The sequence below is a fragment of the Ktedonobacteraceae bacterium genome (assembly GCA_035653615.1).
Taxonomy (GTDB): domain Bacteria; phylum Chloroflexota; class Ktedonobacteria; order Ktedonobacterales; family Ktedonobacteraceae; genus DASRBN01.
Window position 1 is genome coordinate 147,319 of the sequence record DASRBN010000007.1, and the last position, 24,020, is coordinate 171,338.

General features: G+C 52.0%; 20 protein-coding genes. 5 read left to right on the forward strand and 15 right to left on the reverse strand.

Annotation, left to right across the window (positions count from 1 at the left end):
• Nucleotides 1–2 precede the first annotated feature (2 nt).
• Nucleotides 3–1,985 (reverse strand): glycoside hydrolase family 15 protein, encoded by a 1,983-nt coding sequence (locus VFA09_04825; protein HZU66583.1) that lies wholly within the window; start codon nt 1,983–1,985, stop codon nt 3–5.
• 319 nt (nt 1,986–2,304) lie between these two features.
• Here VFA09_04825 and VFA09_04830 point away from each other — a divergent pair, with 319 nt between their 5' ends.
• A complete protein-coding gene (locus VFA09_04830) occupies nt 2,305–2,463 on the forward strand; it encodes a hypothetical protein (protein ID HZU66584.1) in 159 nt (52 codons plus the stop codon).
• Here VFA09_04830 and VFA09_04835 read toward each other — a convergent pair.
• The 4 genes from VFA09_04835 to VFA09_04850 all read right to left on the reverse strand — a co-directional run bounded on the left by VFA09_04835 (nt 2,438) and on the right by VFA09_04850 (nt 8,657).
• Nucleotides 2,438–4,003 carry a sensor histidine kinase gene (locus VFA09_04835; protein ID HZU66585.1) on the reverse strand — a complete coding sequence of 522 codons (1,566 nt, stop codon included), beginning with the start codon at nt 4,001–4,003 and terminating at the stop codon, nt 2,438–2,440. The genes VFA09_04830 and VFA09_04835 overlap by 26 nt on opposite strands.
• A 116-nt stretch (nt 4,004–4,119) precedes the next feature.
• Nucleotides 4,120–6,840, reverse strand: a complete 2,721-nt coding sequence (locus VFA09_04840; protein ID HZU66586.1) for an FtsX-like permease family protein — start codon at nt 6,838–6,840, stop codon at nt 4,120–4,122.
• A 35-nt stretch (nt 6,841–6,875) separates the two neighbouring features.
• Nucleotides 6,876–7,625 (reverse strand): ABC transporter ATP-binding protein, encoded by a 750-nt coding sequence (locus tag VFA09_04845; GenBank protein HZU66587.1) that lies wholly within the window; start codon nt 7,623–7,625, stop codon nt 6,876–6,878.
• A 150-nt stretch (nt 7,626–7,775) separates the two neighbouring features.
• A complete protein-coding gene (locus VFA09_04850) occupies nt 7,776–8,657 on the reverse strand; it encodes an aminoglycoside phosphotransferase family protein (protein HZU66588.1) in 882 nt (293 codons plus the stop codon).
• Nucleotides 8,658–9,136: 479 nt separating this feature from the next.
• Between VFA09_04850 and VFA09_04855 the strand changes: the two genes are divergently transcribed.
• Complete coding sequence (locus VFA09_04855) at nt 9,137–10,567, forward strand: alkaline phosphatase family protein (protein HZU66589.1); 1,431 nt, start codon at nt 9,137–9,139, stop codon at nt 10,565–10,567.
• A gap of 57 nt (nt 10,568–10,624) precedes the next feature.
• Here VFA09_04855 and VFA09_04860 read toward each other — a convergent pair whose 3' ends face one another.
• The 4 genes from VFA09_04860 to VFA09_04875 all read right to left on the reverse strand — a co-directional run bounded on the left by VFA09_04860 (nt 10,625) and on the right by VFA09_04875 (nt 14,724).
• Nucleotides 10,625–11,611, reverse strand: a complete 987-nt coding sequence (locus VFA09_04860) for a Virginiamycin B lyase (protein ID HZU66590.1) — start codon at nt 11,609–11,611, stop codon at nt 10,625–10,627.
• 205 nt (nt 11,612–11,816) lie between these two features.
• Nucleotides 11,817–12,533: a Type 1 glutamine amidotransferase-like domain-containing protein gene (locus VFA09_04865; GenBank protein HZU66591.1), complete on the reverse strand. Its 717-nt coding sequence runs from the start codon at nt 12,531–12,533 to the stop codon at nt 11,817–11,819.
• Between the two features lie 73 nt (nt 12,534–12,606).
• The gene (locus VFA09_04870) at nt 12,607–13,194 is read right to left on the reverse strand and encodes a DinB family protein (protein ID HZU66592.1); all 588 of its coding nucleotides are present in this window, start codon (nt 13,192–13,194) and stop codon (nt 12,607–12,609) included.
• A gap of 342 nt (nt 13,195–13,536) precedes the next feature.
• On the reverse strand, nt 13,537–14,724 hold the full coding sequence (locus VFA09_04875) for a beta-propeller fold lactonase family protein (protein HZU66593.1): 1,188 nt from the start codon (nt 14,722–14,724) through the stop codon (nt 13,537–13,539).
• A gap of 310 nt (nt 14,725–15,034) precedes the next feature.
• On the opposite strand from VFA09_04875, the gene VFA09_04880 reads away from it, so the two are divergent.
• Nucleotides 15,035–15,319 carry a putative quinol monooxygenase gene (locus VFA09_04880; GenBank protein ID HZU66594.1) on the forward strand — a complete coding sequence of 95 codons (285 nt, stop codon included), beginning with the start codon at nt 15,035–15,037 and terminating at the stop codon, nt 15,317–15,319.
• Nucleotides 15,320–15,340: 21 nt separating this feature from the next.
• On the opposite strand, the gene VFA09_04885 is transcribed toward VFA09_04880, so the two are convergent.
• The 3 genes from VFA09_04885 to VFA09_04895 form a co-directional block, all read right to left on the reverse strand.
• Complete coding sequence (locus VFA09_04885) at nt 15,341–16,183, reverse strand: hypothetical protein (GenBank protein HZU66595.1); 843 nt, start codon at nt 16,181–16,183, stop codon at nt 15,341–15,343.
• A gap of 108 nt (nt 16,184–16,291) precedes the next feature.
• Nucleotides 16,292–16,951 carry an iron-containing redox enzyme family protein gene (locus tag VFA09_04890; GenBank protein ID HZU66596.1) on the reverse strand — a complete coding sequence of 220 codons (660 nt, stop codon included), beginning with the start codon at nt 16,949–16,951 and terminating at the stop codon, nt 16,292–16,294.
• A 7-nt stretch (nt 16,952–16,958) separates the two neighbouring features.
• Complete coding sequence (locus VFA09_04895; protein ID HZU66597.1) at nt 16,959–17,858, reverse strand: haloalkane dehalogenase; 900 nt, start codon at nt 17,856–17,858, stop codon at nt 16,959–16,961.
• Nucleotides 17,859–18,074: 216 nt separating this feature from the next.
• On the opposite strand from VFA09_04895, the gene VFA09_04900 reads away from it, so the two are divergent.
• Nucleotides 18,075–18,350, forward strand: coding sequence for a hypothetical protein (locus VFA09_04900; GenBank protein ID HZU66598.1), 276 nt, complete (start codon nt 18,075–18,077; stop codon nt 18,348–18,350).
• Between the two features lie 1,262 nt (nt 18,351–19,612).
• Here VFA09_04900 and VFA09_04905 read toward each other — a convergent pair.
• The 3 genes from VFA09_04905 to VFA09_04915 all read right to left on the reverse strand — a co-directional run bounded on the left by VFA09_04905 (nt 19,613) and on the right by VFA09_04915 (nt 22,810).
• The gene (locus tag VFA09_04905) at nt 19,613–21,154 is read right to left on the reverse strand and encodes a polysaccharide deacetylase family protein (protein HZU66599.1); all 1,542 of its coding nucleotides are present in this window, start codon (nt 21,152–21,154) and stop codon (nt 19,613–19,615) included.
• A 178-nt stretch (nt 21,155–21,332) separates the two neighbouring features.
• On the reverse strand, nt 21,333–21,620 hold the full coding sequence (locus VFA09_04910) for an inorganic pyrophosphatase (GenBank protein HZU66600.1): 288 nt from the start codon (nt 21,618–21,620) through the stop codon (nt 21,333–21,335).
• A gap of 122 nt (nt 21,621–21,742) precedes the next feature.
• Nucleotides 21,743–22,810 (reverse strand): TIM barrel protein, encoded by a 1,068-nt coding sequence (locus VFA09_04915; GenBank protein HZU66601.1) that lies wholly within the window; start codon nt 22,808–22,810, stop codon nt 21,743–21,745.
• A gap of 209 nt (nt 22,811–23,019) precedes the next feature.
• Between VFA09_04915 and VFA09_04920 the strand changes: the two genes are divergently transcribed.
• Nucleotides 23,020–23,994 carry an SMP-30/gluconolactonase/LRE family protein gene (locus VFA09_04920; protein ID HZU66602.1) on the forward strand — a complete coding sequence of 325 codons (975 nt, stop codon included), beginning with the start codon at nt 23,020–23,022 and terminating at the stop codon, nt 23,992–23,994.
• Nucleotides 23,995–24,020 lie beyond the last annotated feature (26 nt).

Below are 24,020 nucleotides of genomic sequence, written 5' to 3' on the forward strand. Positions count from 1 at the left end.
CCCTACACCTTTCCATCGTGCAACTTGATGGCGGCGATAACCGGGTCGGTATGATGTTCGCCAAGACGCATTTCGGCCTTTTTCAGATTCAGGGCGCTGTTAATCAGGGCAATATGCGTGAATGCCTGCGGGTAGTTCCCCAGCGCGATATCATGTTCGGAGTCGATTTCCTCAGAGAACAGCCCCAGGCGACCAGCATGTTTCAACAGCCGCTCAAAGAGCGACCTTGCCTCGCTGATGCGTCCCTGCATTGCCAGGTTATCGACCAGCCAGAACGTACAGATCGTAAACGTACCTTCGTGGCCTTCTAACCCATCATCGGCAAGATAGCGATACACAAAGCCATGCTCATCGGTCAACTGCTCCATAATGCGGTCAACGGTTGAGCGCATGCGTGGATCATCGGGCGCGATAAAACCAACCAGTGGCAGCAGCAAATTCGAGGCATCCAGTGCCGTGCTATTGTAGGATTGCGTAAATGCGCCTATTTGCGTATTGTACCCATGAGTGAGAATATTAGCACGGATTTGATCGCGCACCTGTCTCCACCTGGGCAAATCGGCTTCCAGGTGCAATTGTTCCGCCGCCCGTATGCCGCGATCAAGCGCGACCCAGCACATGACTTTGGAATAGACAAAATGCTGCGGGCCGCCGCGAATCTCCCAGATGCCGCTATCGGTTTCATGCCAGTGGGCACATACATGCTCGACCAGCATACGCATCATCGCCCATAACGGACCTTCGAGCCTCTCTCCATAACGCTCAAAGCAACCTTGACGCCTGTAGAGGTGAATACAATCGAGGACCTCGCCGAAAACATCCAGTTGCTTCTGCCCGGCTGCGCCATTGCCTACACGCACCGGCCCGATATCGCGATAACCACTCAGGTGCGTCAATTCACGCTCAGCCAGCTCACGCTCGCCACGAATGCCATACATGATCTGCAAATCTTCGCCATTTGAGTACGAAAGACGACGCAGCCAGTGTGTAAAGGCATGTGCCTCCTCGGTGAAGCCAAGTACATTGAGCGCGTAGAGGGTGAAAGTCGCATCACGCAGCCACGTAAAGCGATAATCCCAATTGCGTCCCCCTTTAAGGCCCTCCGGCAGCGAGGTAGTCGGCGCGGCGACAATGGCCCCGGTAGGAGCATAGGTCATCATCTTGAGTACGAGAGCGCTGCGCTCCACCATCTCTGCGTAGGGGCCATGGTAGGCTAGCCCTTGCAACCATTTGCGCCAGCAATGCAGCGTTTGAGCGAGTTCGGCATCGAAGTTGCGCTGGAGCAGTTCAACCTCGACCAGGCGTCGCGCCGCCTGAGCAGTACGACCCACGCCCAGCGTAAACAACAGGCGCTCGCCCTCGCGCAAGTTTACTTGCACAATGACAGAGGGATGCATTTCGTCTTCCTCACGTACAACACACATTGAGAACGAAGGAAGCAGGTGCGCACCTATGATGGCCAGCCCGACATGCTGTTGACCGCCGGAAACGACAGCTCCTGTACCATTGGGTGAGAGGAACACTTCACCGGGCGCGGCGGCATAGTTAGGACTGACCTTGAGCCGCATAGTGATAGACATCTCGCCATGGGTACATTCGGCAATACGCACCAGGCAATGGCAAGAACCATCTTCGCGCGTCCACGTGTTGTTGTTCATTTCCCGGAACTGCCACGCGCTCAACGTCTCAACCGGCATAAAATCGGTGAGGACAACCTCACCTTGTATGCTGGAAAAACGAGTTTGTAGCACATTACTGCCCCGCAGGTAGCGTTGCGTTCCCGGTATCGCTGCGTCGCTTGGAGCTATCTGGAAGTACCCCCCTCTTTCAGCATCCAGCAGCCTGCAGAAGATAGCAGGGCTATCGAAGTCCGGCAAACAACCCCAATCTACCGAACCATCTGGGGCAACCAGTACAACAGAATGACAATCTCCGATGACGCCATAAGAATTAATTGGCTGATAAGTTCGAGTAATGGATTTCATCCCACCCCATCCATTTTTGTATGAATTTTACGTAAAAAATTTTCGGGAAACATCAGTTTCCCTTTAACAAAAGAGAACGGAAAAGCGAACTCATCGGTAACAAGAAAATGGTACCAATTTCAAAAGAAAATGTCCGCATACAGAAACTTTTATTTATATGTTTCTTACAGAGTTTCAACGGCATTGTTTAGTTGAAAGTAACAAAAAAACGGAGTGTTTTTTCGGGTTTTTCAGTGAGTCCTTCGTGGCAAGAAACTCGTAAAAGAAAGAGTGGGAAGTTGGTTCTCTTTATTTCTATACAAGGAAAGGAGCTACACGTATGGACAATATTTCACGGCTGATTCACCATCCAGCGGGCAAAGCAGGTCTCATCATAGGGCTGGCAATTGGAGCCGCGGCAGCGTTGATTGGAGAAACAAGTAAAGCTTTAGTATTTGTTGGCTTCTGCAGGTTTATCGCGGATCACTTCGGGCGCTGAAATCAGACTTCGAGACAGCCAGCGTCGTGGGCGAGAGATTTTTCATATCTTTGCTCTCTGGTTCAGTCGTAGGATCGTTTGTAGCGCCATCTGACCAGCAGCAAAGCGCAACGATACGTGTTCCTTTTCCGGGTATGCTTTCTACCTGTACTTCTCCGCCAAGCGCCTTCATGCGTTCTTGCATCGAAAGCAGGCCCACACCCAGACTTCCATGCTGAGTCGTATCAAACCCCTGACCATTATCACTAATTGCGAGAGTCACATTCTCATCAGCGATAGTCAGCGTCATTTGCACCAGGGTCGCATTGCTATGCCTGGCCACATTGGATAGCGCTTCCTGAGCCACACGAAACAATGCTTCCTCGACAGCCAGCGGCAGAACCTGGACATTCTGCATACCCTCGACGCCCTGCACTTGCAAGGTAGCGACGATGCCGGTCTGTTTTGTCCAGTCGGTTGCCAGTTCGCGCAGCGCGGCAACCAGCCCTTTGCCTTCGAGCGCAACGGGTCGTAGTTCGCGAATGAGAAAGGTTAATTCCTGTTGCGCCTGCTTCACCAGCTTTTCCGCTTCGTTCAGGCGCGCCTCGGCAGCATTCACATCGCGCCTGAGCAAGACCTTCGTCGCCCCTATCTGCATCGAGATGGCGAACACCTGCTGCTTGACGCTATCATGCAGGTCACGTGCCAGCCGATTGCGCTCTTCCAACATGGCGAGTTTTTGTCGCGCCTGCAGCAAATTCTGCAACTGTTCGGCCATGCGATTGAGCTGCCGCGAGGTTTGCCCCAATTCATCCTGAGAGGTATCATGTGCCAGTGCGGAAAAATCACCGCGCCCCCACATGTCCGCCGCGACAGAGAGCCTTTTGAGCCGCCTGGTAAGCCCGCGTGCCGTCAGATAACCGAAGATCGACCCGGCGATGGCCGCGATGATCGTCACAACACCACCGGTGAATAAGATGAGATACAAGAGATCTGAAACCAGCTGAAATATATCCGGTTTGACCACCTTCATGAGAAGCGCACCCTGCAATGTACCATTCCGTCCTACGATGGGTGCTATCGCCACCAACTTTCCATCCGACTCCTGGCGAATCTTACTCGTTGCGCCTTTTGCATCGTTTAGCACGGCATTCAGATTCGCACGGCTTTGCGGAGATAGCTGCGCTGAGATCGGCGTACCAACGGGAATCGCATGCGTACCAATCGAGGCTAACGTTTGTCCATGTGTATCGACGACAGCAAGAAAATCAGGCGGATTTTTGAAAGGACCTTGATTAGTCAGGGTGGGACTGATTGTTTGCAACCATATTGTCAGTTCTTGACGATCCGGCGAGGCATGCACAAAATAAGGCGCGGCCTGCGGCGTTTCCTGCTTGAGATTATTCAGAACAATTGTCAAGACGTTCAGACTGACAAAACCGAATACAATGCCGATGAAGGTCAACTCGATGAGCAGAAACGTCACAACTGAAGTCAGTGTATATGAAAGCGTCAGTTTTCCACGTAACTGGCGGAATGGCCGTGTGAAGCGTTTCAGCATGGTTTTCCTCGATTTCTGATAGATATCCTTAGTCCTCAGTATAACATACCTGATAAGAGATAAAGAGACCTCACGTGCTATGGTCGTGTGAGGTCTCTTTATCTCTCATTGACATCCTATTCGTAACGCAGCACCTCAAGCGGGCGAACCCGTACCGAACCCCATGCTACCAGGGCAGCTGTGCCCATCGCGAGCACTGCCGCGCCAGCTATCAAGCTGACGATGATCCAGGGGGTCGTGCTCAACTTCAGATTGAACAGGAAGCTTCCGAGCAGAGCTATCGCGCCCGTCGCCAGCAGCATGGCCATGAATGCGCCTATCGAACCTACAATACCATTCTCAATCATCACCTCGCTCAAGACGGAGCTGCTGGTATAGCCGACTGATTTGAGGATACCGAGTTCGCGCCGGCGCTCCAGCATTGCCAGGGCGACGGCATTCGCGACGATGATGATGCCGGCAATCAAGGAGAGCGAGGCAATCGCGACCAGCATCTCCAGAATGTTATTGAGCATCTGCGTGATATAGGTTCCGAGATCGGCCAGGTTCTGAACGGTAGCGTTCGGAACAATCGTGCCAAGGGTGTTCAGCGCCTTGTTCACTTGCGCCGGGTCGATCTTCATGTACGTGATGGTCGTGATTCCGGCGCCTGCCGAGCTGAGATGCTGTACAGTGCTGTTTGCCACCTGCACGCTTCCAACCTGCGAACCGGCTGATGTGCGACCATAGACACCGACAACTGTCGCGGTAGTGGTCGTTTTGCCGTCTGCGCTGGCAAACGTGATCGTGTCGCCGGGCTTCAGGTGCATCCCGAATGGGCCAGAGCTGGTCAGCAGGTCGCTAATCACAATGTTATTTGTTCCCGCATCGCTCGCATTCAGGTTGCGCCCCTGTACAATCGTTAATGAGGGCACGTTCCGCGCCAGGTTGTATCCCTCCATCGAACTCAGGAAACTTACCACTTCCTGGCGATCATGTCCCGTATATCCCAGGATTTGCTGCAAGGGTTGTCCGTTGATAGCAACCGGCACTATCTGCGTATAGGTATCCGTGCGCGTCTTCGAGAGACCAGGCACCGTGTTGATCTTGCTTTGCAGGGTAGCAGTATCTGTTCCAGAGGTCAGGGTGACGACGTTATAGGTCAGGTTTTGCGTAAATGCATTGCTGATCTGCACCTGCAAGTCCTGCCCCAGCGCCAGCACCAGGCCTACTGTGAAGACACCGATGAACAGGGCCACCATGGTCGTCGTCGTGCGTGTGCGTTGCCGTCCGATGTTGCGCAGGGCCATCTTTGTGCTAACCTTCCAGCTGCGAGGCATCAATATAACGGCAATGCCCATCAATGAAGCCGCGAACATCAGGATGCCAAAGACCGGAAGCAGCAGGTAGACCAGCGCCGATGCAACTACACCGGCCAGGATCAGGGCCAGGGACTTGAGATTGAAGCGTTCCGGCACCGGCAGCTTGCTGACGATGAAGACTACCAGTCCGAAGAATGCGCTCAGCACCAGCAAGAAGGCGAATGTTCCATAAACCGCGCCAATACCCAGCATTACATTGTTATTCAGTATCACGATGGCCAGCCCGCAGAACAATACCGAGAGGATGACCAGCAGGCCAATCGTCAGCATCACGCTGCTCGCGCCCTTATTTTCCGGCAATTCGCGTATCACGTTCAATGGTCGAATGTTGGCGGCCTGCACTATCGGCATCAGGCCGAAGATCAGAGCTGTGAGAAAGCCGATTGCGACTCCACCCGCGACCGTCCAGGGGTTCAGGATGAACGGGATTGCCAGTCCAAGATTTTGCATCAAGGAGCGTACAATATAGCTGACGCCGGTAGCTGCTGCCGCGCCGACGACTCCACCGATCAGGCCGAGCATACCAGCTTCCAACCCGAAGAGCAGGTAAAGGTCAACCTTGCGATAGCCAGCAGTCTTGAGCATGGCGATCTCGGTCTTGCGCCGCGAGAGTAAGACCTGCATCGTGTTGACGATACCCACGCCACCGATCAGCAGTGCCAGCAAACCGGCAATCTCTAAAAACTCGTTGATATTATTGATTGAGGTCTGCTGGGCCTTCAGAGCATCCGCAACCGTCTGCGTAGAGACCAGCGGCAACTGTGAGTTGATCGCCTTAACCGCCGCATCGGTATGCGCCTGGTCTACCGTCGTTACATAGACTTCATTATAGGCTGCAGGTACATTGGGAGCAGCTGCTGTATAATCATGCTGCGAAACCAGGACGAGATTGCTTGACTGAGCAAACACGCCCGAGTTGGCAACGACTCCATCAATGGTTACATGCAACGTCTCGCCCGAACCGGCCAGCGATTTTGTATATACATTCAGGCTATCACCTACATGCTTATGATAGGTATCAAGGAAGTTCTGGGTGACGATGACCCGGCCATTGGTAAGCAGATTCGCGATGTTCCCATTGCCCGGGGTGACAAATGTTGGCTCTGAGACGACCGGAAAGTTATTCGGATCAACCGCTTCAACTGTAAAAGATGAGAGTGTCGATCCCGTTGCGCTCAACGTGCCACTCGCGGTGGTGACCGCCGTATAATTGGTGATCGTGCCCTTGCTCTCAAGCTGGGCAAAGACAGACAGGTCGCTCGACTTAAGCGGCACACCTGTTGAAGTGACGGCAATATCGCCGCCATTCGTATCGCGCGTGTTTGAAGTAAGCGAGTTTTGCAGCATAGACCCTGCAAGCTGTAGAGCGACAATCGCCATCACACCGACGGCTACACAGAAGATTGCCAGGACTGTCCGCTGCCCGCCACGGAGCAGCGAACGCGAAGTATAGTTGAAGTACATAGAAGTTTTCATTGTCGTATCTTCCTTTCCTTAGATTGCACCGGAAACTACTGCGTGATTCTGCCGTTGGAATGATCGATCTCGCCAATTCTGCCATCGACGATACGAATAGCGCGGTCGGCATGCGAGGCCACAACCGGATCATGGGTAGCGATGATAAAGGTTTTGCCGGTTTTTTCGCGCAGGTCTGCGATGAGTTTGAGGACGTTTTCGCCATTGCGCGCATCCAGGTTGCCCGTTGGCTCGTCCGCGATGACGAACGCGGGGTCGGTTGCCAGTGCGCGAGCAATCGCCACACGCTGCTGTTCGCCACCCGAAAGCTGAGTGGGACGATGATCGAGCCGGTGTGCGAGACCAACCAGGGTCAGCAACTCTTGCGCTCGCGCGGAAGGCGAACCCTTATGCTTGCCAACGTAGAGAGGCACTTCGACATTTTCCTGCGCTGTTAGCGTCGGGATCAGGTTGAATGCCTGGAACACCATGCCGATTTTGCCGTTGCGCACAACCGCCAGTTTGGCCTCACTCATGCGAGTGATATCGACGCCATCAACCAGCACCTGGCCGGTGGTGGGATTATCCAATCCGGCAATGATGCCCAGCAGTGTGCTTTTGCCTGAACCGGACGGCCCGACGATGGAGACAAATTCACCGCTCATAATCGAAAAACTAATGCCCTTGAGAATTTCGATGCGCTCGTGACCAAGTGGAAGGCTTTTGGTGATATCGCGCACATCCATAACGACTGCATTTGCTACCTTCTGGTTTTGCTCTGGTTCGAGGATGATTTGTGTGTTCATATTGCTTCTCTTCTCTCTTTCTTTACTCTTTTGTTATCTAACTGTTACCTCAATCAGTAACTGTGTAAAGAATAAGCGAGAAGCATAAATATGTGATGCGTCTGGAGTCCTGTTTACGGTAGGTCTGTAGGCGGGGAGAAAAAGGATATCTTAGCGGTATTGGGCTATGCCTCGTTCAAAAGCCTGCCAGTCGCCATCTTCCAGGCCATATAAGGCTTCTTGCAGGGCAAACGTTCCGGCATAGAAACGCGCGCGCGGCAACACCTGCTCTATGCCAGAATAGGTAGCAGAGAAGCGTTTGAGAAACTGTTCGCCGTAGCCAACAGAGCAGAGAATAGCGGCAAAATCTGTGGCGGGGTCGCCCCAACCCGCGGAACTGAAATCAATAATCCCGCTGATACTCCTTGTACCGGCATCATAGAGAATATTGCTCGGCCCAAAATCGCCGTGAATGAACGCGGGCGTATAATCACAATTGTGCGGGTCGCTCAAAAATTCTTCAAAATGCCGGGTCGTCCAGGCGCGCGCACCAGGTCGCATATAACGGAACAGCTTATCTCGAAATCGCTCGTATAATTCCTGCCATTCCTCACAACCACGAAAGTCCGGTAATTTCACCTCTAGCGCCTCAGCAGGAGTAGCGTGTAAGGCGCGGAGAAATGTTGCCAGCTGATCTGCCAGGTGCTGGAGCTGCGTTTCATCGTGTATCGCGTGCAATGTTTGCGGCCAGAGCGGCACCCCGGGCAGCATATGATAGCCCATAAAAACATGGCCAATGGCTTCACCCATCTCGCTACGATAAATAGGATCGGGAATTGGCAATGGCAGACGACCCTGTAAGCTCCACAGAACCGCGCATTCCGTCACCATCTTGCCCGCCTCACGCATCGTTTTTGGGAAACGGAAGATAATTTTGTCGTTAATTACCAGAATATCGTTGAACTGGCCATTTTGATTTAAATGCGCCTTCTCGATCTCCAAATCAGGATAGAGATCATGAATAACTTGAATATAGCCTGCTTGCCTATCCAAAGTTAACTCGCTTTCCGTCTATTGATTATCTGCCGGGCTTTAGCCCGGTCTTCGTTCAAGCGAGCGTTTGAGCAAACCCAACAATGCGATGGTACCGAACCATACAGCAACCAGTACCCACGATCTGCGCTCGTCCATGATTTTTTCCTTTCAGCCTGCAAAGCGTTTTTTGTTCACCTGCTGCTGTAGGGACAGCGCCTTGTGCCTGTCCTCATTAGGGTTGCAGGACAGGCACAAGGCGCTGTCCCTACAGCAGCAAACATATTCCCAACTATAGTACCACAAAATACGTTGCGACTTCCTGAACGATATCCATCAGGCGAGCAATTCTTATCAGATTCTTATGGTTTCTTGAACCTTCCTTGAGTTGTTTTCGCTAGTATATGTACAGAGAGCTTCCTTCAGGGTAAGCTTCTTCGTCAAACATGGTCATGCAGCATTCTATGCAAATCAAATTGGACCGGCCAGGAAGGAGAGACATGCAATTTTTCAAAGAGAAGATAGCTGGAGATTCAAAGAAGCTTTTTTCGATTGTCGCGGCATTTCTTATTGCCACAACAACGCTGGCAGCTTGTAGCGGCTCCTCTACTACAAGTCAGAATAGCAATGGCGATATTCACAAGATCCAACATGTCGTTGTAATCATGCAGGAGAATCGTTCATTTGACAGCTACTTTGGCACATTCCCTGGAGCCGATGGCATTCCCATGCAGAATGGCGTGCCTACCGTCTGTGTCAATGACCCTCTGACGCATCAATGTGTCAAGCCATACCATGATTCGCAGGACCTGAATCATGGGGGGCCGCATGGCGCGGTAAATGCAGCCGCAGACATAGACAATGGCAAGATGGATGGTTTCATTGCGCAGGCTGAAAAAGGAAAAGGCAGTTGTAACACCCCGGATAATCCCGCGTGCAGTGGCAATGGCCAGACCGATGTAATGGGCTATCACGATGCGCGTGAAATTCCCAACTACTGGACCTATGCTGAAAATTTCGTATTGCAGGATCATATGTTCGAGCCGGACGCTTCCTGGAGCTTGCCCTCGCACCTGTTCATGGTTTCAGCCTGGTCGGCCTATTGTAGCAAACCGGGAGACCCGCAGAGTTGTGTGAATAACATCAAAGGACCCGTGAGCCTCAAGCAAGCCAACGCCTACCAGGCAGATTACGCCTGGACCGACCTCACCTACTTGCTCTATAAAAACCATATCAGTTGGGCCTATTACGTCGCGCCAGGCACCCAGCCTGACTGTGACGATGACGCGGCATCATGCGCTCCCGTGAAGCAGGGGCCGAAAACTCCGGGCATCTGGAATCCCTTGCCCAATTTTGATACTGTCAAGCAAGATGGGCAGCTGAACAATATCCAGTCCGTGAACAATTTCTACACGGCGGCCAAAAACGGCACGCTTCCCGCCGTTTCGTGGATCACGCCGGATGGCAAGGAGAGCGAGCATCCACCTGCCTTAGTAAGCGTCGGCCAGGCCTACGTGACCGGCCTGATCAATGCCATCATGCAAGGACCAGACTGGAGCAGTACGGCCATCTTCCTGGCCTGGGACGACTGGGGCGGCTTCTACGATCACGTTGTGCCGCCGAAGGTCGATCAGAATGGATATGGATTGCGCGTTCCCGGTATCGTGATCAGTCCTTACGCCAAAAAGGGCTACATCGATCACCAGACGCTCAGCTTCGACGCCTACCTGAAGTTCATCGAGGATGATTTCCTGAACAGCCAGCGCCTCGATCCCAAGACCGATGGTCGTCCCGACCCACGCCCCGACGTGCGCGAAGACGCCTCTATCCTCGGCAACCTGCTGGCAGACTTCGACTTTAGCCAGTCGCCGCGTCCACCTATGGTGCTGCCGACCAATCCGCCGCCGGGGCCGGCTTCGACTCCATCATGAAAAAACATTCAATAGAGTCATTTCAATTTACGCTGCCCTGGATACAACTCGCGAATATCACCGGCCGGTGATATTCGCGATATCATTGGTATAGTCTTCCGTGAACCACAGTTTCCCATGTGGACCAGGCGTGATATCCTGCGCGACACTGGGGTCAGATGGAATCAGGTATTCAGTGATTATCCCATGCGGAGTAATGCGCCCAATCTGATTCCCTATTACCTCTGTGAACCAGATATTCCCATCAGGACCCAGAGTGATCCCTGATGGTTGACTCGAGGCCTTCGGAAGTGGGTATTCGGCGATCTTACCAGTGATGCTAATGCGCCCAATCTTACCTGCTTCTCGTTCAGTGAACCAGAGATGATCATTAGCATCACTGGTGATTCCAAAAGGATAGCTGTTAGATGTAGGGACCGGAAATTCAGTAATCTGCCCGTCAGGGGAAATCCGTCCAATTTTGTTATCGTTCGCCTCTGTAAACCAGAGGTTGCCATCAGGGCCGGAAACGATACCCCATGGAACAGATTGAGAATCCGCGAGGGCATATTCTGTAATTTGCCCACCAGGAGTAATCTTGCCAATCTTACCCGCGTTATATTCAGTAAACCAGAGGTTGTCATCGGGTCCCAAAGTAATTCCAGCAGGCCAGCCATTAGCCGTTGGAACAGGAAATTCAGTGATCACCCCTTGAGGGGTAATGCGCCCAATTTTGTTGCCGATTTCCTCAGTAAACCAGAGATTGCCATCCGGGCCGACGGTTATTTCAGCCGGAATACTCTGGGAGGTAGGAATCGGGAAGTGTGTCACTTTGATACCTGGTGTGATCCTATCAATTGTATTTCCATCTGTCTCTACCACCCAGAAGTTGCCATCCGGGCCGAAAACGATTCCATTGGGGCCATTTCCACCCGGAATCGGGTATTCCCTGATTTTTCCTGGCATAGTTGGTATGGTGTGAGCGGAGACAATGGGTGATAAGGTGAGGAGAAAGCAGGATAGCAGGACAAATAGCAGGTAACGAAGGAAGTGTGCGCCTTTCATAGTCAATCCCCCTTGTTGCGAAACAAAATCAGCGCCTGGCCAACAGGTATAGCTGTATCAATCAATGTTGATCGACACAGCTATACTACTCCTTCCGTCAACATCTTAGAGCGCGTTTTGTTAATCACAGAGATGATCTCACCTGATAGACTAAAGGGATGAGCTTGCATTCACATCTCAAAAAGAACTGGGCTGAAACACCCCATTAGGGCGTAAAGCGTTTCCAATGGCCCTCGGAGACAACTGAGACTTCGCCATCGAGAACGACGATGGCGGTCTGATCGTCAATCGCGTATGTCGGCACCGGCCCCCTGGCGGCCCATCTTTCTGCGTTGGGCAGGGAATTCTCCGGAAAAGAGGGGTAATCCAGGTGCGGAAACACCGAAAAATCAACCAGTCCCAGCGCTCGATCGTCGCCTGCGGGCAGATTCCTTGCCGGAGGCTCGCGACAGAACCAGCCATCGTAGGTCTCTCCGAAGTAGGGGGTGACCACCATGCTCCCGGCGCTCAGTCCCACATAGACCGTCTCGCGCCCAAGCTCCGGCAAGAGGTCGGCCAGTCCGGATTGCCGCATCCAGTAGCACAGATACAGGGGGTCGCCGCCTTCCACCAGCAGAGCGTCCGTCTCTTGAACCAACGGGAGCCAACGCTCTTCATTGATACTGGGCAGCGCAGTCAGCTCCAGCACTCCCAACGACTTCCACCCCACTTCGCACATGGAGGTGAATCCGTCAGGGAATGGAGCGGTCTTGGTCTCTCCGCGGATCAGCCTGGCGGCCATGGCCGGACCATTGGGGTTGGCGTACAGCGCGGTAGGAATGTACAGGGCGCTGGACTCGGCAATGGCTTTCCCCAGCAGATCAACCAGAGCGTTGCGAATGCTGTCATTGGTGATGCCGCCAGACGTGAGAAGAAATTTCATGCTGGTTTCCTTTCTAATCCATGAAGAGCTAACTCTCAGGTAACACCTATTTTAGGACTTAGAGCAATTTGCTCTATTTCGAGGCGCCCCCTGCTCTTTGACGAAATCCTTCCTCAATCGAGGTAATGTGCTCAGCCGCATGCCCGGCTCTTCCGGCAAACAAGTCGCCGGCGGACTGCTCACCTATAACAGTGGGCACTGGAGTGGCCAGCTGATCATCGGTGAATTGTTGTAGGAGGTCCAATGTTTCCTGCCGCGCCGCCAGGAAATCCGCTACCAGCATCTCCATACTGTCGCCATGATGCGCGTTCACGTAGGTTTGATTGATTCTGGCGATGGCCATCCCCAGCCGCTCCTCCTCCTCTGGGGTCAGAGCGCTCAGATCGCCCAGGATGGCCGGTATTGCTTCCGGCGGGTATTGAGAGCGTAAGAGAACGTCTCGAGTCTCACCGGCGAGTGTACGGCGCAGCAATTGCTGGATGTTGCGCTCGCTTTTTACCAGGTGAGCAAAATGATCCTTAGCACACCACGGAACTGCTCCAGGAACTTCACTCGCCGTTGCCGGGCGCTCCAGGTCGTCCGGGCTCAGCCCTTGAAAAAACTCCATCACCTGCGTCTGCGATGCTGCAAGTGTGCCCAAAATCTCTGCGCGAGTTGGCATGATGACCCTCCTAGAAACCACTGGGAAGCACAAGACGTATCCAGACGACTCCGCCAGACCTATAAGCAATAGGTACGGCCCACGTCTACTGGAATAACACAAAGGTACTACTTAGATGATACCACATGTAGAACGTTTGCTCAAGCGAAGCGAGGCTGCTTCTATCCGCTGTGCTTTAGCCAGCGGATAGAAGCAGCCCCTGATAAACCATTAGGGTAGGACGCTGGTAATGGCTGCGTTTTCGAAAAGCGGGCTAGCAGGTTGATGAAATGCGAAAGTCTTTTGGAGAATACAGACGCTTTTTGAAACTGCTTTCCCTTTAATTTAAGCAGCCAGAGCGCTTTAGAACCCTGCTATCCCATTTGGGCTACCAGCGACCGGCAACGGTACCATCTTTTTGAAAATCAGCTTGCCAGGCTTTATCTTGTACACACTCATGCTACCTGAGCCATCATTAGTGACTATCAGCGTTCTACCGATCTGGACCATAGCAGTAGGTTCAACTCCCGTTCCGGCAAAATGAGCCAGGAACGTATATGTACCATTCTTGACAGCGTACAGCCCAAAACTGTTTGAGTTCTGCTCCGAGCAAACCAACTGGTTATCTTTGCTATCGTACCAGACCTGTGCTGAATTGGAGCCTTGAGGATCTGACGCAGGGCTGCCAGGAAGCGCGGTGAGCACGCCGCTAGAATTGTACGTGTACGCATCAGTTTCAGTAGGACCGGCATTGCCAGCGAAAAGTGTTGTTCCGTTTACAGCCAGACCGCCAGGAGAAGGTGGGTTAGCGGAATTCGTATGTTGCAGGGTAAATGAGGTGCCGGAAATCGAATAGGTATTGATGAACCCACCAATATAAGAACTGACGAAGAGTTCAGTTCCATCGGGTGAAACAACAACGCTACCCATGGCATTGTTAATGTCCGCGTGTTGTGCCTCGGTCATAGCACAGCCAGAGTTTACACTGAAACTATCTACCGGGCCGCTTGAGTAGCCGTTGAACATAACGACAAAGACGACACCTCCTTTGGGAGAGGCGGCAATGCCCTGGACATTAGCTGCTTCGACTGTGGCATGTGTCACTAATGTCAGCGAACCATCAGAGTTAATCAGGAACGAGTTGAAGGTGCCGCTGCCATCGTCGCTGGCGAAGACACATTTATGATCCGGTGAAATAGCTATCTGGTTCCCACCATAGCCAGACCCGCCACCTGTTCCTCCAGTGGCATATGGAGAGCCTGGCAAAGGTGTTAAACCTTTTTTTGTCAGCTTGTAGCCACTCACGCTGTTGGGTGTAGAACCATTATTGACGTAAATATAATGTGTACCTTTTACATCAGTGGAGAAACTGGCTCCAACAGCAGGACGTGTCGGGCTTTTCCCGTGGCTAACGGCCCCGCCATTTCCCGCTCCGTCAGGACCGTAAGCACTTGCGATGAGGGGATTGGCAAATGGAAGCAAAACCAGGAGAAAAGCTGAAACCAGGAAGAATCCAATTGAGCCAACGAGACGAGGAAGGCAACGTTTCATAATCTGAGTCCTTTCTTTGTTATGGCAACAATCAGACGAACGGAAGCGCGAACAAACTGGCATGAACAAAACTGAACACTACAGACCAGCCATGTAGTTACCCTGGTTGACTCGGCCAGAATGAACGTCAAATAGCACCCAAAAAGAAGCAAGTACATCCGCGAGTCGGTAACCCCCATACCAATGCCGGCAATATAAGTATACCCGATAGTTCAGATTTTGTCACCGGTATCAAAGTCTCTTGCGCCCACCCTGGAATTTATGATTTGCTAGTATCGAAGGATTTTTCAACTCAAGGAGAACAAATACCATGATCTGTCTTGCCGTAACCTATATCATCCAGCCAGGGCACGAGGCCGAGGCGCTTGACCTCTTCCACAAAATGACCGAGCATACCCACAAAGAGCCTGGGAATGTCTTGTATATCGTTCATCGCTCGCCGAATGACCCACGCCGTTTCTTCCTGTATGAACAATATAAAGATCAAGATGCGCTCGAGGCCCATCGCAGTGCTGATTATTTCACACAGTTTATAACCAATGGACTCTGGAAGATCACCGAAAGCCGGATAGCTGAAACATACGAACCGATCTAAAAGCCACAATAGAGCGTAATGCTATTCCATTTGTACATCACGCTGTACCTCGACGTTCTCTCCCGGTTCAGGAAGATCGACGAAACGATCATTCTTGATGTTATTGAAAAAGGGTGAGGTTAATTCGAGATAGCCCTCTATAATATGCTGGGCATAAGGCCCCGGCGGTACTGTTGGCTCAAGCACGCGCCAGGAACGTTCGCCTGGGCGATCAGCCGGTTTGGATGTGACCTGTACACCCATTTTGTTCATCAGAACCATATTGCGCTGGGACAGCGATTGATGCGGTACGTAGCTATAGAGCAGTCCTTCCATTGCGGCCAGTTGTTGCTCGATCTGTTCGGGACGATGCCCATACTGTGCGCAAGCCGCCTGCACCTCGCGAATCAGTTCATCCTCTGACGGGGCAAAGATGGCATCCAGCGCCTGCATCAGATTCATGCCTCGATTGAGCAGGACTCGCCGGCCATGAATCAGGCGCTGGGCTAACCCACTCTCTCCGCCCTGCTGCGCTTCGTGTATGCGGCGTGTGAGGTCGGCAAAAGGCAGCATATCCAGCTTGCGATTGAGAAATGCGACCACGTCGGCAGTATTTCCTTCCTGCCAGCCACGCAGCAGTTCCAGGCACTCGCGGCCCTCGTACCTCGAAATATTCTTATAAACGCTCAGCAAGCGATCTTTGCATTCACATACCCACAGAGCGTGGAGATAACGCACCGAGTCGGACACAGGAAACGTGGAAAAACGCTTCAATCCATGAACGTCCTGCACGAAAGGAAAGCTTGCCTCAAATTCGGGTTGCAGTTGCTCGAAAGCCTCCAGCTTCTGTTTCACCAGTTCTTGCATGAGCTGTGGGTTTGCCATATATATCTCCTGTACCGGTCATCTTGAAGAGGGACGTTTAACTGATGTTGTACTACATTCAATACGTACCAAAGCAAAGAAGTGATACGAGTTACTTCTATTAGGGAATTATTGCCTGGGATCCGCTTCCATAACCGTATCATAAAACATCAGCTCAAATTCGTGGCTTAAACGCACGGCACGCGTAATCAATTGCCTATCGGCCTGTGTGGTATATCGTGCCAGCAGCATCTCGTCAACCGGCGTGACGCGCGCGCTTATTTCTTCATGCGCCGTAAAGAACTCGACCTGTTCGGCGCTCAATCCATAATTGCGCATCAGAGCAGGGCCGATACGCAGGCAAATCTGGATGAAAATATCCTCGCTCGCACCGACGGCGGCCAGTTTCTCACCGGACGAACCATAGGCCAGCATCCAATAGAAAAAGTTGGTCAGAGCCGTACAGCCCGCAAGCGGCTCCACTGCATCAAAATCGGCCCGCGATAATCCCAGCGCCTCACCGAATCGTAGTAGCAGTTTGTATCCACCTACCTTTGGAATCAGCTTTGCGATCAGCAATTCCTGCACTTCAAGGTCGGAAGAGGCCGAGATAGCCAGGGCATCGAGTCGGTATGCCTCGCGTACCAGCCACCAGTCTTGTAGCGCAAACAGGCGCAGCTTTTCTCGTTCAAGCGTTCCTGTCTCTATGCCCTGCCACAAAGGATGATGTAGCAAATGCTGTCGCAATGGCTCAAGGTTCTCGGTTAAAATGGCATCGGCAAAGCTCATGTGTCATTTAGTCTTTCAGCGGTGTTCGATCCATAAATTCTACGATATGCTGTGCGATCTCCTCGCCCTTCTCTTCCTGCAAGAAATGACCTGCATCGCGAATGACGATCTCCGGTTGATCCCTTGCACCAGGGATGAGCGCACGGAAAAATCTATCTCCACCTCGAGTAATGGGATCACCATCGGAGAACATCACGAGTACGGGTTTCTCCCAATGAGAAAGCTCTTCCGTGGCTCTGCGCATTTCTGCTGCTCCAGGATCGTCAGGATGGATAGGCACCAGTAGCGGCCAGGCCATCGCCCCAGCCTTATATGTCACATCAGGAAACGGGCTTTCGTAGGCTGCAACCACATCAGGCGTAATTGCATCGCGATGTGCCATGCCTGTAACAATCGAACGCGCAATCGGCAGATCAGTCGAACTTGCCGCGAATTGCCGCCAGCGCATAAAAGCCTCGCCCATAGGGAAATCTCCGGTGGGCAGTCCCGTGTTCATAATGACCAGCCGTGCAAATCGATCAGGCATCTGGGTCGCCACTGTTAAGCCGATCAGACCGCCCCAATCCTGAACGACCAGGGTAATCTGTTCCAGCGCCAATACATTGATGAAGCTCTTCAACGTGTCAGCATGCATCTGGAACGAATACTCGTCGCGTTCGGTGTACTTATCGGAACGTCCGAAGCCAATGAAATCCATCGCCAACACACGATGATTTTTGGCCAGTATGGGAATCATTTTGCGGTATAGATACGACCAGGATGGTTCCCCATGCAGGCACAGAATGACCTCTCCCTGGCCCTCATCTACATAGTGAACGCGCGCTCCATTTACATCAACATAATGCGGCTGGAATGGGAAACCTGGCAGATTTTGAAAGCGCTCTTCGGGTGTGCGAATAGTGGGCATGGGCAGGTGTCCTTTCTATTGTTCAGTTTCATTGAACAGACATAGAATGCGAAATATCTGGTACAGGTGAATTATGCCACCTGAAAAGGACGGGAAACAAGCTAAAGAGGAAATAGCTAGATAGGCTTCCCAGGAAGTTTTATCATTATCCTGATTGTGCTATACTCTTTGACAAGAGGCCCAGATAAATATATCCGTTAATAGAGAGGTAGTATCATGATAGAACGATTACAAGATATCCTGCCTTATCTGGAACAACTTCCACCAGAAGCGCAGGAAGAAGCAGCGACTTATATTGAAGCTCTGGCAGAAGCCCTCGAACGGGGGGCTTCTGCATCTGGCAACTTGAAGTCCGTTCCCAGGGAAAGAGAAACAATGGAAGAGTGGGAAGACCCTGCAGGGGCATGGAGTGACCTGCCTGATACTATGTTCGAAGAACTTGATCAAATTCGTCACGCAAGCCCTCCTACACCGCCATTGGAGTATCTATGAGACAATACTTACTTGATACTAATGTCCTGGGAGCTTACCTACAGGGTCGATCAGGTGCGCTTTCCCTCGCTCGATCATGGATACTCAATGACGAAGCTAGCACAAGCATTGTCGTATACGGAGAGCTTACCGAATATCTCAAGGGATTTGTAGAGTTTCCTAGACATCAAGCTGCCCTTCGAACCTTGCTCAAGAAAGTGCATCCCTACCCTCTAACTTATTCTTTGCTTGAGCAATATGCGGACTTGCGCCGTGCATTGCGTCCACCGTTCGGGCCAGGATTAATTGGAGACATCGATACGCTGATTGTGCGCCGCGATACGCGGACATATATCCCCCAGCAACTGGGGAAGAACTTGAAGGGAGGTTCTTGGGCCACCCATCTTACCTGGAGCTGAAAAGCGAAGGGGACCAGAGCATGATGGGAAAGCGGGGAACATCCAGAGGCGTTGTGGATGAGTCGTACCCGCAAGACCCGCATCACATGGCTAAAGCTACACTGCCTGAACCCCAATCCTAACTTGGTGTAAGTATCCACCCATCGGAAAAACGTCTGCAACCGATGTCATGATCTGCCTCTGCAAGCAATCAGGGCAGAAGCAACCTTCAGATCGTGAAAGGGCACCCAACGGGGGTGAACAAAGGGATGAATAGGGAGCCTAACTGATGCTGAGACGTATATGACCGACGCAGCGTGGGATTGCCTACAGACCGCGAGGTCCAGGGCAACGGAGCCGCCGTAGTAGTCCGAGACGGTAGCACCGATCACATGGCGAAGGGCGGCAGGGAATTCAGATTGGAAAGCACAGGGAGGTATTCGTGATGAGGAACGCCGAAACTGTCCTCACAATCATCCGAGAACGCGGAGAAAAAAAATAAAAAAAATAAACCCGCCGGAGGAAGACCCTTGTGGTTTGCCATTTCTGTCATCAAGCCATCCACACAGGACGACCAACGAGACGGAAAACAACGGATTGAATGACTGGAAAGCTGTATGCATCGAAAGACGCATGTACAGTTTGGTGGGGGGCCGATGGAAAAGGGCACACAATGTACCTCGCCAGCGGCCTACCCAACGCAGCTACTGCACTAAACTACCGGCTTACTCTAGTAACAACAGACAGTGACTTTACGCGTGTGCCATATCTTTCTTTTATGCACATTCCTCTGAATGCGCTTAAGGGCTAAAATTTCGCTCTATACCAGTTTACGGAAGTCCCACCAGCGCGGTCAAGGAGTAGATACGGCGCTGAATTTAATTTCTACGACGCAAGCTCTTCCGTCCCTGCCTGTAATGTGTATTGGAGAATGCCCACGAAAGAATCGAGCGTTTCACCACCGCTGACACGGATACGAGGAAGCTGGTAAGGGGTTTGCGCATCCTGGATGGCCGAAAATATCGAGAACGGATCGAGCGTGGCGCTCACATAGCCATCGTTATAAAGATCGGCCAGCACGATTTGTTGCTCGGCAACGGTATCATGATGAAATGGTTCGCCGGATGGATAGCAGAAGAATTGAATCGGCTGCCCAATTTGGGCTTCCAGCGTCGCTTTCGATTGCAGTAATTCTTGCTGCGTACTCGTCCAGGATGGGGGTTCGCCGATATTGACATGGTGTACGGTATGCGAAGCTACCTGCATACCGTCTTTCGCCAACGCGCGCACCTGCGGCCAGGTCATATAGTTTCCGCCGATCATCCCGGTAATGATATAAAAGACCCCGCGAAAATGATGTGCCAGGAGTGCCGGTAATGCATCAGTATACATATCCTCATAACCATCATCAAAACTCAAGATCACCGGATGCTTTGGCAGCGCTTTGCCGTAGTAAAACGCATCGAATAACTCCGTCTGGGTAATGCTGGAATATCCGTTTTGCTGCAACCAGTTGAGTTGCGCGTTAAAATCGGTTGTCGTGACCGTCAGGTTGTAATCCAATACGTTCGTGGTTGGCTTGTTGGAGACATGATGATACATAAAGATGGGCATCAGCAATTTGACGGCAGGAGGCGTGGCAGGAACGAGTATGGGCGCATCGAGGTCGCCGGGCCCCGCAACCAGCACACGCCAGTTACCCTTATATTGAATCAGCGCCAGCAAAGTATTCTTGAAGAGGCCTTGATTGAGAGCCAGATTGGATGGTGCGGAAAGTAATCCGGCAGGCGCAGTAGCATCAAGGGTCACTTGAAATGTTACAGCCGAAGCGTATTGCTGTGTCGTATCCGGGTCAAGCCAGGCATGCTGCGTTTGCGATGAGCCATGTGTATAGCTTATAAAATGTAAGGAGCCAAATTTGCTCTGTTCAAAATGCACGAAATCGTTCTCACCTTGCCACAAATCCTGCGCATCAGGCGATAACATTGACCACATCCCTGCCCAATCTTTCTGCATAAAATCATGCATAAACTGCTGTGCAGCTTGATTTACAAGCGGCCCGCGCGCATGAACTGCCTGCGAATGCAGCAGTGCAGATTTTAAATTTTTATGAGGCGAATTCGTCAATATAGCTTGAAGTACAAAACTGGCAATCAACAAAGTTACGCCAAGAAATAGCGGTATCAGTCCCCGGAGGTAACGGGAAGAGCTTTTTTTTGATTCTCGCGGCATTGGCAACGTTTGTTGTTGCTCTATGGCTTGTGGCTGGAGCCGCATAGGAATGGTTGATTGGCGTTCGATCAATACGCGCCTGGTTATTACCGGCACAGCTAACGGATGCTCCCGGTTTTGCCGGGGTAGTGCATCGACATCCGGTTGGGTCATTTGCTGGTCTATGGATATTTGTGCTCGTGGTTCTGTAGTCATGTTCGGTCTCTTATTAGCGAAAAAGAGATACTTGCAAATATATATACATATCCCTACCGTATAGTAAAACGCAGAGTTTGATAGGAAATCGCCTATTCTCCTTCCGTTATACGGGGTGACTACAAAATATAGATACTGAACGAAAAGAAAACACTTTGCTGCTATCAAGAAGGTACGATCAGTGAGTGGGACGCTCGATTAATATCGCGGATTGCGAGCCGGTGTTGTGGATGTTGACGATTTGCTGCATCTCGTCTGATATGCAGCCGAGGAGAAGTTTTATTTCCGCGTCGCGCTTTTGCAGGTCAAGCGCGCAAATAATGCCGGCCAGCGTCTGGACAGGCAAACTGCCTATCCAGACATCAATGCCATCGCCGGATCGCGTCCCCGATAGATACCCATAGTCCAATGGATAGCGCGGGTGAACCGATCCTTTTTGGCGATCTAGTGCATTTGCCCTTGTCATGTTCGGGTCTGGCCCCTACACTCTCCCTATAGAGAAGCGGCAGGAACTGGACCTTTTCCCGGCTTCCCGGTGGGGATTTGAGGCCACAAGTTGATCAAATTGATGCCAGAAGTCCTCATTTCTCATGAATGTTGTTTGCGTCGCGCAATTATGCGATCGATATAAGCCTTATCGAGTCCCATGGTTTCATAGACGATGCGATAAGCCTCGACGGCATCGGCATGGGAACGCGCCTCATTGAGCGCCTGGCGGTCAATCCTGGTAGCAAGGTCGTCGATGTAGGCCCATTGCAGTACCGAGCGCCGCACTGCTGCTATCTGATCCTCGGTATATGGATAGAGGTCGTAGCCGATACGCTGCCCCTGCGCGCCATAGTTCACATCTTGCAGTGTCATCGCCAGTTCCAGGGTCTGCATGAAGAAAGCCGCGCCGACCATGTTATCATCATCGAAGGTTCCCCAACCAGAATTGGCGTGTTGATGCCCCAGCTTACCTTCGCTATGCAAAAGCGCCGCGTATTCCGCCAGGTTCTCGCCATTCATAATCAGGTGCTGCCAGTCCATATTGACCTGCAAGCGCGAGGTATCGACCCCCAGGCGGCGCACGCGATCAATGGTATAGAGCGTGGCAGAGATGTTGCGCATCAGGATATTCATGGCCGGTTCGCTGTTCTTATGTTCCAGAAAGACGGTCACACCCCTGGAAGCCGCGTGGGCAACGACTTCTCCTACTCCTTCGACAAATAGATCCCAGGTGCGCGCATACTCACGCTGGAAATTGTAGTTGTACCCTTCGGCGCCCGGCCAGATAATAAAGTGCGCGCCCAACACAGCCGCGAGATCAACGCCACGTTTGAGTGTATCGATACCCCGGCGCCGTAGAGCGGGATCGGGATTGATGAACGCTCCTAGCTTATAAGTAGGGTCGGGGTGCAGTCCGGCAGCGATGCAGTAGATATCCATCGGCCCAAGTGCAGCCTTGATCGCCTCGACCGTATCCTCTGAAATCTCGCCCGGGTAGTGATATTCCAGCCCATCGACCAGGTCGGCAAGCCCATCGACCACGCGCTTTGTGCGCGTCACCATATCCTCGTTGGTAACTTCAGGATGGTAGCCGGGTGGTACAAATCGCGTGACGTTCGGACCAAAAGCCCAGATACCGACACTGTTTTTAACGTAAGCGTTGTCCATATGTTCCTCCATCATCTCTTGTTGGGATTGACGCTATGTTGCTTTCGTATTCTATCACGCATTCTCATAAGATGAAGCCCATTCCTTGCCACTCCCATTGCTAACATCATAGAATGAGGTGTTCTTAACCGCAAGCGTCTTCGTGTAATTGGTTAGCTTTATCAAAGGAAAACCTGTAATTTCTATTTCCGCAGTAGAAAGGACAAACCATGAGCAGCGAAGCAGTTCCTATCAAAGCATTCCGGCTTGAACTCAGTGATTTGACCTTTACCGGGCATGACCTTGTAAGGCCCGAATCCGTCCTTTGTCAGCCCGATGGCACGCTCTGGGTATCAGATGGGCGGGGAGGCGTTACGCGCATTCATCCAGATGGGAGCCAGCAGTTTTTTGGTGGGATGGGCGGCGAGCCAAATGGCCTGGCGATGTCCGCGGATGGTACGCTCTATGTTGCGAATATTGGCACCGGCACCATCCAGAGGCTGCGACCCGACGGCCAGGTTGAAGAATTTCTGACGGAGGTCGATGGGGTCAAACTTACCTGTGCGGACTTTATCTTTATCGACAGCAAAAATCGCTTCTGGATAGCATGCTCAACCCGCGAATCTCACTGGTGGCCCGCGGCAGCGAACCCCCGCCCGGATGGCTACATTGTCTTGCTCGACGAAAAAGGTCCGCGCATTGTCAGAGACGACATTTATTTCACCAACGAGATTCGCCTGGATGCCAAAGAAGAATATCTCTACGTCGCCGAAACAATGCAGAGCCGCATCCTCCGCTTCCGCGTCCAGCCTGATGGAAGTCTGACTGATAAAGAGGTATTCGGCCCGGATGGACTTGGCGTAGGAGCATTCATCGACGGCTTCGCTTTTGATAGCCAGCAGAACATCTGGCTCACAACCATTCTTCGTAACGGCGTTGGCATCATTACCCCGGATGGCGATTACCATGTCGTCTTCGAGGAGGCGAACGATGAACTTTTGGCAGGTTATAACGAGAAATTTGCTTCTGGTACTGCCCAGCCTACCGATTTGCTGGCAACCGCCGGCAAGACCCTGCAATTGATAACCAGCGTCAACTTCGGTGGCCCTGATTTACGCACTGTTTATATCGGTTCGCTGGCGATGAGTACCTTGCCTACCTTCCGCTCGCCGGTTCCTGGATTACCTATGAGCCATTGGAAATAGGCTGGATCAGCGAACGGAAATAATCT

What these genes read in the sequence shown, in the direction of transcription:
- VFA09_04825 (HZU66583.1), bottom strand. Translation starts at nt 1,985, where the DNA reads ATGAAATCCATTACTCGAACTTATCAGCCAATTAATTCTTATGGCGTC.
- VFA09_04830 (HZU66584.1), top strand. Translation starts at nt 2,305, where the DNA reads ATGGACAATATTTCACGGCTGATTCACCATCCAGCGGGCAAAGCAGGT.
- VFA09_04835 (HZU66585.1), bottom strand. Translation starts at nt 4,003, where the DNA reads ATGCTGAAACGCTTCACACGGCCATTCCGCCAGTTACGTGGAAAACTG.
- VFA09_04840 (HZU66586.1), bottom strand. Translation starts at nt 6,840, where the DNA reads ATGAAAACTTCTATGTACTTCAACTATACTTCGCGTTCGCTGCTCCGT.
- VFA09_04845 (HZU66587.1), bottom strand. Translation starts at nt 7,625, where the DNA reads ATGAACACACAAATCATCCTCGAACCAGAGCAAAACCAGAAGGTAGCA.
- VFA09_04855 (HZU66589.1), top strand. Translation starts at nt 9,137, where the DNA reads ATGCAATTTTTCAAAGAGAAGATAGCTGGAGATTCAAAGAAGCTTTTT.
- VFA09_04860 (HZU66590.1), bottom strand. Translation starts at nt 11,611, where the DNA reads ATGAAAGGCGCACACTTCCTTCGTTACCTGCTATTTGTCCTGCTATCC.
- VFA09_04865 (HZU66591.1), bottom strand. Translation starts at nt 12,533, where the DNA reads ATGAAATTTCTTCTCACGTCTGGCGGCATCACCAATGACAGCATTCGC.
- VFA09_04870 (HZU66592.1), bottom strand. Translation starts at nt 13,194, where the DNA reads ATGCCAACTCGCGCAGAGATTTTGGGCACACTTGCAGCATCGCAGACG.
- VFA09_04875 (HZU66593.1), bottom strand. Translation starts at nt 14,724, where the DNA reads ATGAAACGTTGCCTTCCTCGTCTCGTTGGCTCAATTGGATTCTTCCTG.
- VFA09_04880 (HZU66594.1), top strand. Translation starts at nt 15,035, where the DNA reads ATGATCTGTCTTGCCGTAACCTATATCATCCAGCCAGGGCACGAGGCC.
- VFA09_04885 (HZU66595.1), bottom strand. Translation starts at nt 16,183, where the DNA reads ATGGCAAACCCACAGCTCATGCAAGAACTGGTGAAACAGAAGCTGGAG.
- VFA09_04890 (HZU66596.1), bottom strand. Translation starts at nt 16,951, where the DNA reads ATGAGCTTTGCCGATGCCATTTTAACCGAGAACCTTGAGCCATTGCGA.
- VFA09_04895 (HZU66597.1), bottom strand. Translation starts at nt 17,858, where the DNA reads ATGCCCACTATTCGCACACCCGAAGAGCGCTTTCAAAATCTGCCAGGT.
- VFA09_04900 (HZU66598.1), top strand. Translation starts at nt 18,075, where the DNA reads ATGATAGAACGATTACAAGATATCCTGCCTTATCTGGAACAACTTCCA.
- VFA09_04905 (HZU66599.1), bottom strand. Translation starts at nt 21,154, where the DNA reads ATGACTACAGAACCACGAGCACAAATATCCATAGACCAGCAAATGACC.
- VFA09_04910 (HZU66600.1), bottom strand. Translation starts at nt 21,620, where the DNA reads ATGACAAGGGCAAATGCACTAGATCGCCAAAAAGGATCGGTTCACCCG.
- VFA09_04915 (HZU66601.1), bottom strand. Translation starts at nt 22,810, where the DNA reads ATGGACAACGCTTACGTTAAAAACAGTGTCGGTATCTGGGCTTTTGGT.
- VFA09_04920 (HZU66602.1), top strand. Translation starts at nt 23,020, where the DNA reads ATGAGCAGCGAAGCAGTTCCTATCAAAGCATTCCGGCTTGAACTCAGT.